The sequence below is a fragment of the Paenibacillus sp. FSL H7-0442 genome (assembly GCF_038593105.1).
GTDB classification, from domain to species: Bacteria; Bacillota; Bacilli; order Paenibacillales; family Paenibacillaceae; genus Paenibacillus; species Paenibacillus polymyxa_D.
This window is the reverse complement of sequence record NZ_CP151963.1, coordinates 2,374,165-2,387,632: the sequence shown is the minus strand read 5'-3', so window position 1 is coordinate 2,387,632 and position 13,468 is coordinate 2,374,165. Positions and strand designations below refer to the sequence as shown.

Below are 13,468 nucleotides of genomic sequence, written 5' to 3'. Positions count from 1 at the left end.
CTATCAATTGATACGTCAATTATAATAATGTGTCCCGTTATGAATTGCAAATGATTTAAATTTTTAGTTTTTATCAAAAATCAGTTTACTTTTATGATAAGCTCATCTATTATGCAAATATGTGGATAATGGTTATCCACATTAGCCTGGTTATAAATATTGAGGTGATTGCTAGTGCATATGAAAACAGGTGTCGAACAATCTGTCTACGCTCTTCTTCTACTCACGATGCTGCCGGACAAAGCTGTTTTACCTGGGGAGGCCATTAGCCAGCAGTTAGGTGCTTCACCTACTTATTTTCATAAACTGTTACGAAAATTGGTTAGCTCCGATTTGATTACTTCTGTACCTGGTGTCAAGGGCGGGTTCAAATTAAAGAAAAAACCTGAGGATATACGGGTATTTGATATTTACCTAGCGATTGAGGGACAACAAACCCTTTATTCTTCCAGTGGTATATACAACGAAATGCTTGAATTAAAGAAAGACGATCAGTGTTGTTTACTGACAAATTTGATGGAAGAAGCGGAAGCCTCCTGGAAGGCCGTTCTGAAAAGGGAAACCATCGCGTCACTATCCGCTGACTTTTTTAAAGAAGGATATGATGCCAAAATTACTTCTTTGGAGAACTGGATTCAGGAAAAAATGGTCTTGTAAAGAACACTAATTATCAGAGAGGAACATGAACATGAACGATTACTTAGTAAAAGCTCTTGCCTACAATAATCAGGTACGGGCTTATGCCGTGAGAACAACGGAAACGGTAAGTGAAGCCCAACGGCGTCATTATACCTGGCCCACAGCATCGGCTGCATTGGGACGTTCTATGACGGTCGGCGTCATGCTGGGAGCCATGCTTAAAGATGAGGATAAACTGACGATCAGAATCAACGGTGGCGGACCTATCGGCACTATTCTTGTCGATACCAACTCCAAAGGTGAAGTTAGGGGTTATGTAAAAAATCCACAAACCCATTTCGAGCTTAATCAGATAGGGAAATTAGATGTCGCCAGAGCTGTAGGAACAGATGGAGCGCTCATTGTATCCAAAGATATCGGCTTAAAACACCCGTTTGTTGGACAAGTCCCTCTCATATCGGGTGAGTTGGGCGAGGATTTCACATCTTATCTCGTCCAATCCGAACAAATCCCTTCTTCTGTAGGAGCGGGAGTTATTGTTAACCCGGATAACTCTATTCAGGCGGCTGGAGGTTTCATTATTCAGCTGATGCCAGATACGCAGGAGGAAGTTATCAGTTTTATCGAGAGACGCATTGAGAGCATTCCAAGCATCTCCGCAATGGTCATGGAAGGTCTTACGCCGGAGCAGATTCTGGGTCAGATTTTGGGAGAAAGCAACCTGAACATACTGGAAACCATGCCTGTACAATTTCATTGTCCCTGCTCAGAAGAGCGTGTTACCAATGCCATTATCAGCTTAGGGAATAAGGAAATAGAAGATATGATCCATACCGATGGACAAGCTGAAGCTCATTGCCACTTTTGTAATGCACACTACCATCTCACCAAAGAAGATCTCGAAGGGATGCTGGAAACGAACATTATTTAATATGGGCTGTTCCCAAAAAGTAGGTCTAGCTACTGGGGAACAGCTTTTTCTTTCCCAATGCTTCCGACGATTTCTTTGTCCTAAATACGGTAGACTTGTTCATGATGTAAGTGATAATGTTATATTATTCCAATCACCTGAGATGAGGTGCGCTATGTTTGAAAATGATACGCATGAAATTCTGGCTTATTATGATGGCGGTGCAGAAATAGGCAGGTTAGAGCGAGGCATAGGAAAAATAGAACTGGAAAGATCAAAAGAAATCATTTCACGTTATCTCAGCGAGTCTACTCATGTTATTTACGATATCGGCGGCGGTGTAGGGGTCTATTCTTCGTGGCTGGCGGAGCTGGGATACGAAGTTCATCTATTTGATCTATCTTCCCAAGCCATTGAATTCGCTCGTCAGCAGCGACTGAATAACCCCATCATCAGTAAGCTGGAAACCGCGGATGCCAGAAATCTTCATCGTAAAGATGAAAGCGCGGACATCGTGCTATTGATGGGACCTTTATATCATTTAACGGAACAGAAGGAACGAGTAAAAGCACTACAAGAAGCGGCGCGTGTCTTAAAGAAGGGCGGAACGCTGATTACTTCAGCTATTTCCAGGTTTGGCTCGCTACTGTGGGGACTATCGGTGTACGACGAGCGCAATACCATTGTGGAGGAAGATGAGTTCATGAATATGGTTAGACAGGAGCTGACAGATGGTCAGCATGTACGACCGGCGGCCTATCCCTCTTTTATCACACGGTCCTACTTTCATACACCGGATGCCTTGCGTGCAGACTGGCAGGCGGCTGGATTGCCGAAGCCTCGTGTACTGGGCGTGGAAGGACCCGGCTGGATTGCACCCGGATTTGAAAAGAAGTGGGCGATCCCTTCCCATCGTAGCCGTTTGCTGGATATAGCACAGCAGGTTGAAGAGCAGGAATCTGTGATCGGTATGAGCCCGCATATGCTTGCAGTCGGTATCAAGCCTTGAAGCTCATCAACTCTACAACTATGGAGAGATATAGCCTATGAGAAGACGTAATCGTTACATCGTTAAGTCTGCAATCATTCTGATCGCAGCTATAATCGGAATGGTTTATATCGTAAATCTGGATACCTCTTTTAGAAAAGTCGTTTTGGATCGCATGGATACAGCCAAGATTAATACTATTCTCATTAGTAAATCGCCAGACTATACAGACCAATTGGTAAAAGACAAAAATGAAATTCAAAGTACCTCAATGCTCTTGCTGAAATGAAATTAAGAAAATCCAGTGTATTAGATAAAGGTCTTAATTCTGTATACATGCTCAGTATTTTCGTAGATCGCGAAAATGAAAGGGACTTATTTGGAATCACCCCTATATGACCAAAACTAAATAGAAATATATGATGAAACCAAAACGAAAAATAAAGTTACTTCAGGGCCTTGGCAGTACAGTTGAGTAGCTTCTGTGTATAGGCTATTGTAAGTACAGGAGACTTTTTCCAGATAAACTGAACTTACAGGAGGTCGTTTTTCTTGATGATCCTTGAACTGGTGGCCATTATTTCTACTGCTGTCTTATCTACGTTTTTTTCCTTTCGATATCGCTTGTGGAGACAATTATAGTGAGAAGTGAACAAGAGATGCTGCATACCATTCTCCAATTTGCTCAAGAGGACGAACGGGTGCGTGCCGTGATTATGAATGGTTCACGCGCTAATCCACATGCTCCACGAGACGTTTTTCAGGATTTTGATATCGTCTTTCTCGTATCTTCCATTGACAGCTTTATTCAGGAACGTCGCTGGATCAACCATTTTGGTGAATTGATCATTATGCAGACGCCCGATGAGCATATGGAACCTACTTCGACGCCCCATGATCGCTTTGTTTTTCTCATGTTATTTACGGACGGCAATCGCATAGATCTTACACTCTACCCTGCGAATAACATCGCCAATTGGACCCGAGACAGCTTAAGTGTACTGCTGCTGGATAAAGATGGACTGGTGGAGCCTTTCCTACCGCCAAGTCTTCAAGATTATAAGACGATACCTCCAACTGCCCAAGTCTATGCGAATTCCTGCAACGAGTTCTGGTGGGTCAGTACTTATGTAGCTAAAGGATTATGGCGACAGGAGCTGCCCTATGCCAAATTTATGCTAGATCGGCCTGTAAGGGATGCGCTTCACTTGATGCTGGAATGGCATATTGGTATACGAACAGACTTCACTGCAGATCCGGGTAAACAGGGAAAATATTTCGAGAACCATCTTGAGCCTGAACTTTGGACGCTCTACATCCAAACGTTTGCGGATGCAGATTATGAACATATGTGGCAGTCTCTTTTGATCATGGGAAATTTATTTAGAGAAGTTGCCTTGGAAGTAGCGAACCATTATGGTTACGAATATCCGACTCTGGACGATCAACGTGTTACGAACTATCTCCATCGCGTAAAAGCTCTCCCAGCAGATGCTAAGGACATTTATTGATAAAAAACCAGTCGGCACTTAATTTATATGTGCTAGGCTGGTTTTATTTTTATACTCTAAGTTATTCGGTCAGAACCCGGTCACCTCTGCTCGCAGGCTGAGAGATAACCAAAAATTCAACATCCTCATTCGTTTCATTAAACATTTGATGGGGTACCATAGGAGGAACCTCACACCCTTCCTGAGATCCTAATTGGATTTGTTCACCATCCACTTCAAGTACCGCTGTACCTGATAAAATAAAGAAAAATTGGCGTGCATGATGATGATAATGTCTGACCTCATGAGTATTTCCGGGCATCCGCTCATGAATAATACTCAAATCCTTATTTTTCACTAAGCGCCAACCATCACATTGATCTCCCCATATATAATGTTCAGCATTATTTTTACTTATTTTCATATTGAACTCCTCCTTTTTGCAATTACAGTTTTATTTTAAATATGAATTCATAGAGCTACAATCTTATTATTAAAAAAACGGCGGGACAAATGTAAAAAGCACTCCGACTTAGTCAGACTGTTTTTTATATATCCGCCTCGATAATTTCCTCCAACTTAATCCAGCTAAAATCCTCTTCCCCACGGGACAGCTTCACTTCTCGCCGACTTGTATTAATCACCGTGACCAGTCCACGCAGCTCCTCATCATCAAATGGATTGAACACTTTTAGCGTAATAGGCTTACGTTCGTTATAGGATACGATGATGGCCTGTTCAATCTGCTGCATTTCCTGATCGTCCAGTGTCGGTTTGCCGCGCCTACCTTGCTCCTTCATCAGTCTTAAATATGCCTCCCGATGCTCAGGCAAAATCATGCGCGAGCTTTCCCATATGCCATTTCCTTCAAGCTTTTTCCCCATCGTAAGCCCCTCCTATGCTGTTCTGGTTACCGGATGCCATGCCAATACATGATCTAATCGAAAAACACGTGGCTGGCCTGTCTGTAAACAGGTGGCTCGTATCAAGCCATTCTGCACACGATGCACCTCGATACGCCGATGAGACAGTTTGCCCTTCCGATCCAAATACACGATTTCCACGATCTGCCCCACGTATTTTTCCAACATGATCCTTCACTCCTTATCAGAACGTTTGTTTGTATTATATGCGAACATGCGTTTGATTATCAATGTAAAAAAATCCCCTGAGGGATTTGACTCTCTCAAGGGAATTAAAATTCATAAGTGGATAGCTTAATATCTTCTTTATTCAAATCTTTCAGAGGATGGACAGGGCCATTCCAATAAGTGAGAATATCAAGCGGCTCATTAGTACCATGTTCTTTTAAAGAAAGAGATAATTCAAGTAATAAATGGGGAAGTTGATAAGAGCTTGTTAAAAACTGATATTCCTCTGGGCTTTCACAGTCTTCTGCTCGATAGAACACAAAGTATCCCTCGGTATGATCCCCAATGAGTACAATATAGCGAGCAAGAAACATAATTTCGCCATTGGCAAAAGGAATGGAATATGTCGAAGCAGAGATCAAATCTGTCTCTAATCCCTCAATTCGAAGGGTGAGTTCATTGTTAAGAGCATCCATTCTTTCTCTTTGTTCGCTGACGAGTTGTTCATAATTTACAGGGACAAGCCCTCCTTTCTTGATCGTAGCGATCAGTTCGTCTATAAATACTTTTTGAGACAACACTCGATTGCTCATTCTATTCATCTCCATATTCGTGAAAATAAGCATGGAATTCCTGCTTCTACATGTTCAATAATTATGTATTAAAAATCTTGATTCATTAACTATCAAGCAATTTTGTGACTGCATTCACGACCCTTTCCATCTCAAATGGCTTAACAATAAAGTCTTTTGCACCTGCCTGAAATGCTTTTATAATCGCTTCCTGCTGCCCCAAAGCAGAACACATCAAAATGTTGGCTTGGGGATCAAGTTCTATGATCTTTTTAACAGCCTCAAGCCCGTCCATCTTAGGCATATTAATATCCATGGTGATTAAATCGGGACGAAAGTGTGCGTATTTCAAAACAGCATCATACCCGTTTTCTGCTTCCGCAATAACAGCGTGACCTAAATCCAAAAGAATATCTTTAAGTACAGAACGCATAAACAAAGAATCATCCACTACTATAACTGCTGCCAAATTAATCTCTCCAATCCGTTGTCAAATGATATGCACGCCCAAACTTCAATATCGGTGAAAAAACTGGTAAAATTAATAGAAAGAATCTGTAAAAATAAAAACGCTACCAATGAATTATAAAAGAAATTTGAAACTAGCTACTACAGAATTAGTTTTCAAAAAAACGTTTCACAATGACGTAAATCATTTCTGAAAAGCAAATTACAAAGGACTATATATCTACTGTATCTTGAGCACTAGCCATAAAAGCACAATCTTCTTGGATAGTTATAAAAAAACTGACGTCGGTATCATTCCGACGTCAGTTTATAAACTTATTCGTTTAGCATTTCTTATTCATTCAGAGCTTTTTTCAAAGCCTCCAGATTGTTTTTCATCACACCAAGGTAATCCAGGTTCTTCTGTTTGTCTTCATCCGTCAATCCTTCGAGCGGATTCAGTACATCGGTTTTTGAACCGATTTCAGTAGCTACGGTCTCAGCGACCTTCGGATCAACAAGAGTTTCGAAGAAAATCGTTTTAACATTATTTTCTTTAGCGAATTTGATAATACCCGCCAGCTTGTCCGGTGTAGGCTCTTGCTCTGGAGATAATCCGGCAATGGGTACTTGGGTCAGACCATATTGCTTAGCTAAATAACCAAAAGCAGCATGCTGCGTAATAAAGTCTTTACGTTTTACATCTTTCAGACCTGTTTTGAACTCGGTATCCAGCTCTTTCAGCTTGGCGATATAAGCATCAGCGTTTTTCTCATAATCAGCTTTGTTTGCTGGATCGGCTGCTACAAGCCCTGCTTCAATGGACTCCACTTCTTTTTGGGCCAAGACTGGATTAAGCCATACATGAGGGTCCATCACATGATCGTGATCATGGCCTTCCTCTGCATGTGCTTCTTCTCCTTCTTCCTCCTCAGCGGTGCCTTCCATCAGGTTTAACCCTTTGCTCGCTTCAACTACAACACGCTTATCGTTGGACGCGCTACTCAAAGCCTGTTCTGCCCAGCCTTCGACGATACCGTTATAAACAAACACGTCAGCATCCTTTACCTGTGCCATATCTTTGGCGCTCGGTTCCCAGTCATGCGGCTCGGCACCAGCTGGAATCAACGCGGTTACGTTAGCATGGTCTCCAGCAACTTGCTTGGTAAATTCATACATTGGATAAAAAGTGGTGACCACATTCAGCTTGTCTGCTGCTTGTGCCGCATTCGGCTCGGTTTGGGAAGCGTTTGTAGCTGTATTATCAGATTTGGCTCCGCAGCCAGACAAAATAAGTGCTAGTCCCGCAGACAATACAAATGATTTTTTGAACCATGTATTCATATTCATTACTCCTTTATCCGTTAGATTTTTTAGTTATTCTCACTGTAATTACACTCACTGACCTGCCGCATTCTGCCGTCGCGAAGCCTGTTGCTTGCCCAGCTTGCGGACCAGCTTTTGTATACCAGCTCCTACAATCAGGAATAATAACAGCACCATGGCAATTGTCCCCCCTGGGGGTGTACTAAGTTCATACGATGCCGTTAAACCCATAAATACGCCGATCAATGCAGTGACCATAGATATCCAGATGGCTGCCGCGAAGCTCGGTGCAATTCGAATCGCCAGCGCTGCAGGGAGCACGATGAGTGAGGAGACAAGCAGCACACCGACAATCGGCATTGCAGCAGCTACAATCATCCCTGTTAAAATACTAAATGCAAATGAGATGGACTTGACAGGAAGACCGTTGGTCTTCGCCGTTTCTTCATCAAAAGTAATCTGATACAAAGGGCGCCGAAACACGAAAAAGAAAATACCTCCGATCACAGCCACAACGATCATCAACATCAGCTCTGTCTGATTGACAGCTACTACCGAACCAAATAAATAAGCGGAAAATCCTTTGTTGATGCTCTGATTCAGATTCATTAAAATAACGGCCGTCGAGAGGCCACCTACCATAATAATAGCCACAGATATCTCACTATATGTTTTATAAGACCTGCGGACGTACTCAACGATAATCGCGCCGATTACGGCAACAATAAATCCGGTTATCGTCGGGTTAATGCCTAAATAGGCACCTGCTGCCACCCCTGCCAGCGATACATGCGATAGCATGTCCGCCATGAGAGCCTGACGCCGTAGCATCAAGTATACTCCAAGCACCGAGGCCAGCAGTGCAATTACCCCACCGGCACAAAATGCCCGCTGCATGAAGTCGTAGTGCAACATTTCCATCCGCCATCTTCCTTCCTCTCAAGCTCAATAATTCGATCCAGATAATGTTGCACTTCCGATAGTCCATGGGTCACCATGACCACGGTTCTTCCATATTCCTTAACCTGTTGATTCATCAGATCGTAGAAGTGGTAGCGGCTTTCCTGATCCATTCCGGTCGTAGGCTCATCCAAAATGAGCAAATCCGATTCCTGAGCGAGCGCTCTTGCCACACAAATACGCTGCTTCTGTCCACCGGACAATTCGCCGATTTTACGGTGACGCAAATCCCACATGCCTACCTGACGCAGCGCCTGCTCCGTCAGATCATGATCCTCAGACCGCATACGGCGTAACCAAGAGCCATGAGTATATCTTCCTGAACGGACAAATTCCAAAATCGTACTTGGAAATCCGCCATTGAAGGCGGCAATTTGTTGGGATACAAATCCAACAACGAGCTTTTTGCCTTCACCTGTACGATTAGACATGAACACCTTGCCCTTCCAAGGCTGAAGCAAGCCGAGCAACAGTTTGAGCATGGTTGACTTGGAAGCACCATTCGGTCCGGTAATGGCTACAAATTCTCCCGAAAAAATTTCAACATTGGCATCCACCAAGTTAGGAACATCTCCGTAGCCAAATGTGACCTGTTCCAATGAGGCCAATAACATGACGCAAATCTCCTTTTCCTTTAAAAAGCCTGGAGCCATCTGAGCAATCATCCTTTGCGCAGATTCTCCAGGTCGTTTATGATCATTAAACCATCTACCGTAATTATTACGATTTGGTGATAAAAAAATAAGCGTTTGATAAACGTAACCTTTACGCATTAGCAAGTTTAACAGTTTAGGCAAGGTTCGTCAATGTTTTGGCAACTCTTTTGTTTGTTTACTTCACTTTGTCCGGGTACAAGCCTGCAGCCAAGGTTTTCAGTGCAATTGGTGCACGCACGCCTTCAGCCGCCGCGGATAATGGCAGGACTATAAAGCGTTTATTTTTGATCGCTTCCACACCAGCTAATGCAGGCTTGCTCAGGAGTAGCTTCTCTTTATCCGCCCGTGAAGTATCTCCATAGTCGAGAATGACAATGACGTCAGGATTACGGTTCACAACCTCTTCCCAGCTTACCTCAGTAAAACTTTTGTCGATATCATCAAAAATATTTTTCGCCTTCACACTTTCAATCAAAGACGTTAGATAATTGTTGGCAGCCGTAAAGGGCTTGTCTTCTCCGCTGTCATAAACAAACACCTTGGGTGCCTGTTCAACAACACCAATTTGAGTCAGAATGGACTGCACTTGTTCACGCATTTCATTTACCAGCTTTTCTGCACGCTCCTCAACCCTAAAAATACGCCCAATATTTAGTATATCCTGATATACATCTTCTAATGTGGGGCCCGACTTATTTGAGGACTCCTGTATATAGGTCAGCACCCCTTGTTTGGCTAGCTCCTCACGGGAACCCAGATTTTTATCATTAAAGGCACTCTTCCAGCCCGCATAGGCAAAATCCGGTGCAGCGGCCATAAACACCTCTTTGGACGGATATTGTTCGGCCAGTACCGGGATTTTGTCATATTGAGCCTTATATTTTGGCAAAATCTGATCATCCAAATACGCAGTTCCTACCATAGAGGATTCCAGTCCAAGAGCCAGCATAACCTCAGTCGCGTGCTGGTTCAGTGTAACCGCGCGTTTAGGCGCCTCGGGAAATGCCATTTTAACGCCCATGTTCTCAAGCTCTACCGACGTCTCCTTGGTTGCTGATTGGGATGCGGCAGGTTGCTGCCCGTTTGCGGATGGATCGCTTGTTTGGGCCGTGTTTCCTGCTGCACAGGCTGATAACAACAGCATCATTGCCAAAGCGAGCATAACCAGCGGTAACGCGGGCCTGCTATATCTTTTCATATGTACCGTCTCCTCTTTTATTTGTAGTTATTCTTACCTCATCGTATCGCCTTTTCTGTTAACATCATGGATGGCCTCCTCTCCTGAGAGAATCCGGTAAGAAGGTAATATTCGGCTTTCCGGTTTTTGGATGAATGCAGATTTCTGTCTCGACCCCGAATACACTCCACAGCAGGTCTGGCTGAAGCACATCCTCTGTTATGCCGGAGGCTACCACTTTGCCTTCTTTTAATACATACATTCGATCACAATAAAATGCCGCTAAATTCAAATCATGCAGTGCAGCTAGCGTAGTTATCCGAAGTGTTTTGACCAAATCCAGAATTTGCAGCTGATACCGGATGTCCAGATGATTCGTCGGCTCATCCAAAACAAGAAATTTCGCCTGCCCGGCCAAAGCTCTGGCGATCAATACCCGTTGCTTTTCGCCGCCAGACAAGGTGGCAAAGCCCTGATCTGCCTGAGCATTCATGCCTACCCGCTCCAGCGCCTGCTCGACCAGTTCATGATCGACGACAGTATCTGCTTCCAACAGTTTCTTATGCGGATGGCGACCCATCAGGACGATGTCCCGTACTGAGAAATCAAACGTTTGCGGCGCATCCTGACTCACCACTGCCATTTGTCGGGCCGTCTCTTTATACTTCATCCGCAGCATATCCTGGCCATCCAACGTAACTACACCACTATCAGGCTTTAGCACACGATACATATTTTTGAGCAACGTTGATTTCCCGCTGCCATTCGGACCGATCAATCCGACTAGCTCCCCTGCTTTTACCTGGAGACAGATGCCGTCGATCAGCCGTTTGTCGTGAATACTGAAGGTCACGCATTCGACTTCTATATTCATTTTTCGCCTCCAAACGAGTAGGAACTACGACGCAGCAGCCACACAAAAAAAGGTCCTCCGCACACAGCCGTCACAATACCAATCGGTAGCTCCTGTGGAGCCAGCACAAGCCGGGCACATACATCAGCCCACACGACAAAAATAGCTCCCGCCAACAGGCTGACGGGCAGTACACGCCGATGATCTGATCCCACTACCAGCCTAACGATGTGCGGAATCATTAGTCCGACAAAGCCAATCGAGCCACTAACGGATACGACTGCCCCGGTTAAAAGAGACGCCACCACAACCAGTAATACGCGGAACGCCTGTACGTTCACACCAAGCGTTACTGCGGTCTCTTCACCCGTTAGCAAAGCATTCAGCGACCGGTATCGGGTCAGAAGCACAGCCGTTCCAACGACTACAATAAGGCTTGGAATGAAAAGCGTGTCCCATTGAGCACCTGCCAGACTTCCCATCATCCAATACATCGCGTCACGAATGCCTTTTTCATTCGGGGCCATCGTCACGATAAAGCTAGTCACAGCCGACAGCATCATAGACACCGCCACCCCTGCCAGCAATAAGCGGGTCGTCGATATGCTCCCAGCTACACGGGCTAACGCGAACACCATAAGCATTGCAGCTAACGATCCTATAAAAGCAGATAAAGGCAGCGCAAGTCGTCCTAAAAACCCGAAAGCTCCGAACACAATTACCAATGTGGCTGTCACCGAAGCCCCAGACGAGACACCTAAAATATAGGGATCCGCTAACGAATTACGAATTAATGCCTGTATAGTCGCCCCTGTAACAGCTAGTCCTGCTCCTACGATGACACCTAACAACACGCGTGGAAAGCGGATTTCCCAAACGATATATTGCTCAGGCTTGGTCCATGTCACGGGTATCCACTGGTCCAGCCAGGGAAGATGGGACAGTGCAATTCGCCATATCGTCCCCGGTGCGACAGCTACAGGGCCCAGCATGACCGCGAGTGTGACCGAAAGCAACAGCCCAGCAGTCAGCAGCAGAATTGTTGTAAATCCCCAAGTAGGCTTGCCCGCTAGGTGTGCACGAGAATGATGTTGTGATGGATTAGGTCTTGATGGATTAAGGTGACTCGTTCTCGAAGTCATGAATTACTCAATGGCTTTTCGGCCGCTTCCAGCTTTCTCAATTGTTCCTCGATCTCGGAAGCAGAGAAATTCTCACCCATGACAACCGCTACATCGTTCACTGGCTTTTGCGGGCGGATCGGAATGATTTCCAGCTCCCGATAGGCAAATTGAAACATCATCTGACCCTCTGATTCCAGAAACCGCACAATTCCTTTGGCCCGATAAATTTCAGCTGGCAAACTGCGGAACAACTGTTCAAACTCGTAGCGTGGCACAGGTTGTCCAAAAAAATGCGTGTGAACAACTACATGGTCGTAGGAATGATAATGCTCCCCATGTTCGTGTTCGTGGTCATGGTCATGAGACTGATGATCTGTATGGTCATCATGGTCATACGTGTGCAGATGATTTTCCAAATGAGGATGTTCACTCTCAATATCAACTGCGGATTCCTTATGTCGCGAAACATCCATACGCTCCTCTCCTTGAGTGGAGAAAAAAATTCCAGCGTCCACGTCACTTCGTTGCGTGCTCACAGTCAAAACATATGGATTTAACTCTTTTACGAGGGCCTGTACTTTCTGTAACTCGCCCGCAGCCAATAAATCGGTCTTGTTAATAATCAGTTTGGAAGCGCATCGAAGCTGATCCTGCATCAAACGAAGCGATTTGCTTCTCTCGTTCCCCGAGGCAAAATCCAAAAATTGACGCGCGTCTATGACCGTGATAACGGATTGTAATATCATAGTAGAATAAATTGAGGCGTCTGTCACTGCATCTACAATCTCCATCGGGTTAGCCACTCCGGTACATTCTACAATAATCACGTCCGGCTTATATTCCTCAGCAAGATTCATGAGCTCGACGCCCAAGTCCCCGCGAATGGTACAGCATATACAGCCACTGAGCATTTCCTTCATGGGTGCTTGTCCATTCACCAAACTACCGTCCAGATTAACATCACCCAACTCATTCATCAAAATGGCTGGCTTGAGACCCTTTTCCTTGTAGTAAGCCAGCGCATGCTGAAGAAGAGTGGTTTTACCGCTACCCAAAAAACCGGATAAAACAACAATCGGTATCATATAACCCCTCCTTGTCTTTGCAACATTTAATATGGATCGTACCTTAAAAATTTCCTTCTTGCAATCATTTATCGGATTTTAATCGTAATAATTACTATTAATGAGTATAAATATATATGAGCATGCTCAGATTTGTCAATATAGGGAGGT

The 13,468-nt window shown here is 44.4% G+C and carries 17 protein-coding genes; 5 read left to right on the top strand and 12 right to left on the bottom strand.

Annotated elements, in window-relative coordinates; all coding sequences use genetic code 11:
* Positions 1 to 180 precede the first annotated feature (180 nt).
* From MHH57_RS10995 to MHH57_RS10975, 5 genes are all read left to right on the top strand, one after another.
* Positions 181 to 657 carry an Rrf2 family transcriptional regulator gene (locus tag MHH57_RS10995; protein ID WP_080658677.1) on the top strand — a complete coding sequence of 159 codons (477 nt, stop codon included), beginning with the start codon at positions 181 to 183 and terminating at the stop codon, positions 655 to 657.
* Between the two features lie 31 nt (positions 658 to 688).
* Positions 689 to 1,570, top strand: a complete 882-nt coding sequence (gene hslO / locus MHH57_RS10990; protein WP_039275256.1) for an Hsp33 family molecular chaperone HslO — start codon at positions 689 to 691, stop codon at positions 1,568 to 1,570.
* 154 nt (positions 1,571 to 1,724) lie between these two features.
* Positions 1,725 to 2,558 (top strand): class I SAM-dependent methyltransferase, encoded by an 834-nt coding sequence (locus tag MHH57_RS10985; RefSeq protein WP_342435084.1) that lies wholly within the window; start codon positions 1,725 to 1,727, stop codon positions 2,556 to 2,558.
* Between the two features lie 37 nt (positions 2,559 to 2,595).
* Complete coding sequence (locus tag MHH57_RS10980; RefSeq protein WP_029519170.1) at positions 2,596 to 2,826, top strand: hypothetical protein; 231 nt, start codon at positions 2,596 to 2,598, stop codon at positions 2,824 to 2,826.
* 352 nt (positions 2,827 to 3,178) lie between these two features.
* A complete protein-coding gene (locus MHH57_RS10975; protein ID WP_342435083.1) occupies positions 3,179 to 4,048 on the top strand; it encodes an aminoglycoside 6-adenylyltransferase in 870 nt (289 codons plus the stop codon).
* Positions 4,049 to 4,109: 61 nt separating this feature from the next.
* Here the strand turns inward: MHH57_RS10975 and MHH57_RS10970 are convergent, their stop codons facing one another.
* The 12 genes from MHH57_RS10970 to MHH57_RS10915 form a co-directional block, all read right to left on the bottom strand.
* Positions 4,110 to 4,451 (bottom strand): cupin domain-containing protein, encoded by a 342-nt coding sequence (locus MHH57_RS10970; RefSeq protein ID WP_069010190.1) that lies wholly within the window; start codon positions 4,449 to 4,451, stop codon positions 4,110 to 4,112.
* A 124-nt stretch (positions 4,452 to 4,575) separates the two neighbouring features.
* A complete protein-coding gene (locus tag MHH57_RS10965; protein ID WP_029519167.1) occupies positions 4,576 to 4,911 on the bottom strand; it encodes a YolD-like family protein in 336 nt (111 codons plus the stop codon).
* Between the two features lie 12 nt (positions 4,912 to 4,923).
* On the bottom strand, positions 4,924 to 5,118 hold the full coding sequence (locus tag MHH57_RS10960) for a hypothetical protein (RefSeq protein ID WP_013310131.1): 195 nt from the start codon (positions 5,116 to 5,118) through the stop codon (positions 4,924 to 4,926).
* Between the two features lie 104 nt (positions 5,119 to 5,222).
* Positions 5,223 to 5,711: a hypothetical protein gene (locus tag MHH57_RS10955; RefSeq protein ID WP_029519166.1), complete on the bottom strand. Its 489-nt coding sequence runs from the start codon at positions 5,709 to 5,711 to the stop codon at positions 5,223 to 5,225.
* 85 nt (positions 5,712 to 5,796) lie between these two features.
* Positions 5,797 to 6,159: a response regulator gene (locus MHH57_RS10950; protein WP_029519165.1), complete on the bottom strand. Its 363-nt coding sequence runs from the start codon at positions 6,157 to 6,159 to the stop codon at positions 5,797 to 5,799.
* A 332-nt stretch (positions 6,160 to 6,491) separates the two neighbouring features.
* Positions 6,492 to 7,481: a metal ABC transporter substrate-binding protein gene (locus MHH57_RS10945; protein ID WP_342435082.1), complete on the bottom strand. Its 990-nt coding sequence runs from the start codon at positions 7,479 to 7,481 to the stop codon at positions 6,492 to 6,494.
* 54 nt (positions 7,482 to 7,535) lie between these two features.
* Complete coding sequence (locus tag MHH57_RS10940; RefSeq protein WP_029519163.1) at positions 7,536 to 8,384, bottom strand: metal ABC transporter permease; 849 nt, start codon at positions 8,382 to 8,384, stop codon at positions 7,536 to 7,538.
* Positions 8,330 to 9,037: a metal ABC transporter ATP-binding protein gene (locus tag MHH57_RS10935; RefSeq protein WP_039273487.1), complete on the bottom strand. Its 708-nt coding sequence runs from the start codon at positions 9,035 to 9,037 to the stop codon at positions 8,330 to 8,332. Before MHH57_RS10935 ends, MHH57_RS10940 begins: the two co-directional genes overlap by 55 nt.
* Positions 9,038 to 9,254: 217 nt before the next feature.
* Positions 9,255 to 10,277, bottom strand: a complete 1,023-nt coding sequence (locus MHH57_RS10930) for an ABC transporter substrate-binding protein (RefSeq protein WP_342435081.1) — start codon at positions 10,275 to 10,277, stop codon at positions 9,255 to 9,257.
* 64 nt (positions 10,278 to 10,341) lie between these two features.
* Entirely contained in the window at positions 10,342 to 11,130 is a 789-nt protein-coding gene (locus MHH57_RS10925) for an ABC transporter ATP-binding protein (RefSeq protein WP_029519160.1), read from the bottom strand.
* Positions 11,127 to 12,251 carry an iron ABC transporter permease gene (locus tag MHH57_RS10920; RefSeq protein WP_029519159.1) on the bottom strand — a complete coding sequence of 375 codons (1,125 nt, stop codon included), beginning with the start codon at positions 12,249 to 12,251 and terminating at the stop codon, positions 11,127 to 11,129. Before MHH57_RS10920 ends, MHH57_RS10925 begins: the two co-directional genes overlap by 4 nt.
* Complete coding sequence (locus tag MHH57_RS10915; protein ID WP_029519158.1) at positions 12,248 to 13,318, bottom strand: CobW family GTP-binding protein; 1,071 nt, start codon at positions 13,316 to 13,318, stop codon at positions 12,248 to 12,250. Before MHH57_RS10915 ends, MHH57_RS10920 begins: the two co-directional genes overlap by 4 nt.
* Positions 13,319 to 13,468 lie beyond the last annotated feature (150 nt).

Excerpts from the sequence above, each read along its gene's own strand:
- MHH57_RS10995 (WP_080658677.1), top strand. The coding sequence starts at position 181 with ATGAAAACAGGTGTCGAACAATCTGTCTACGCTCTTCTTCTACTCACG.
- hslO (WP_039275256.1), top strand. The coding sequence starts at position 689 with ATGAACGATTACTTAGTAAAAGCTCTTGCCTACAATAATCAGGTACGG.
- MHH57_RS10985 (WP_342435084.1), top strand. The coding sequence starts at position 1,725 with ATGTTTGAAAATGATACGCATGAAATTCTGGCTTATTATGATGGCGGT.
- MHH57_RS10980 (WP_029519170.1), top strand. The coding sequence starts at position 2,596 with ATGAGAAGACGTAATCGTTACATCGTTAAGTCTGCAATCATTCTGATC.
- MHH57_RS10970 (WP_069010190.1), bottom strand. The coding sequence starts at position 4,451 with ATGAAAATAAGTAAAAATAATGCTGAACATTATATATGGGGAGATCAA.
- MHH57_RS10965 (WP_029519167.1), bottom strand. The coding sequence starts at position 4,911 with ATGGGGAAAAAGCTTGAAGGAAATGGCATATGGGAAAGCTCGCGCATG.
- MHH57_RS10960 (WP_013310131.1), bottom strand. The coding sequence starts at position 5,118 with ATGTTGGAAAAATACGTGGGGCAGATCGTGGAAATCGTGTATTTGGAT.
- MHH57_RS10955 (WP_029519166.1), bottom strand. The coding sequence starts at position 5,711 with ATGAGCAATCGAGTGTTGTCTCAAAAAGTATTTATAGACGAACTGATC.
- MHH57_RS10945 (WP_342435082.1), bottom strand. The coding sequence starts at position 7,481 with ATGAATACATGGTTCAAAAAATCATTTGTATTGTCTGCGGGACTAGCA.
- MHH57_RS10940 (WP_029519163.1), bottom strand. The coding sequence starts at position 8,384 with ATGGAAATGTTGCACTACGACTTCATGCAGCGGGCATTTTGTGCCGGT.
- MHH57_RS10935 (WP_039273487.1), bottom strand. The coding sequence starts at position 9,037 with ATGTTATTGGCCTCATTGGAACAGGTCACATTTGGCTACGGAGATGTT.
- MHH57_RS10930 (WP_342435081.1), bottom strand. The coding sequence starts at position 10,277 with ATGAAAAGATATAGCAGGCCCGCGTTACCGCTGGTTATGCTCGCTTTG.
- MHH57_RS10925 (WP_029519160.1), bottom strand. The coding sequence starts at position 11,130 with ATGAATATAGAAGTCGAATGCGTGACCTTCAGTATTCACGACAAACGG.
- MHH57_RS10920 (WP_029519159.1), bottom strand. The coding sequence starts at position 12,251 with ATGACTTCGAGAACGAGTCACCTTAATCCATCAAGACCTAATCCATCA.
- MHH57_RS10915 (WP_029519158.1), bottom strand. The coding sequence starts at position 13,318 with ATGATACCGATTGTTGTTTTATCCGGTTTTTTGGGTAGCGGTAAAACC.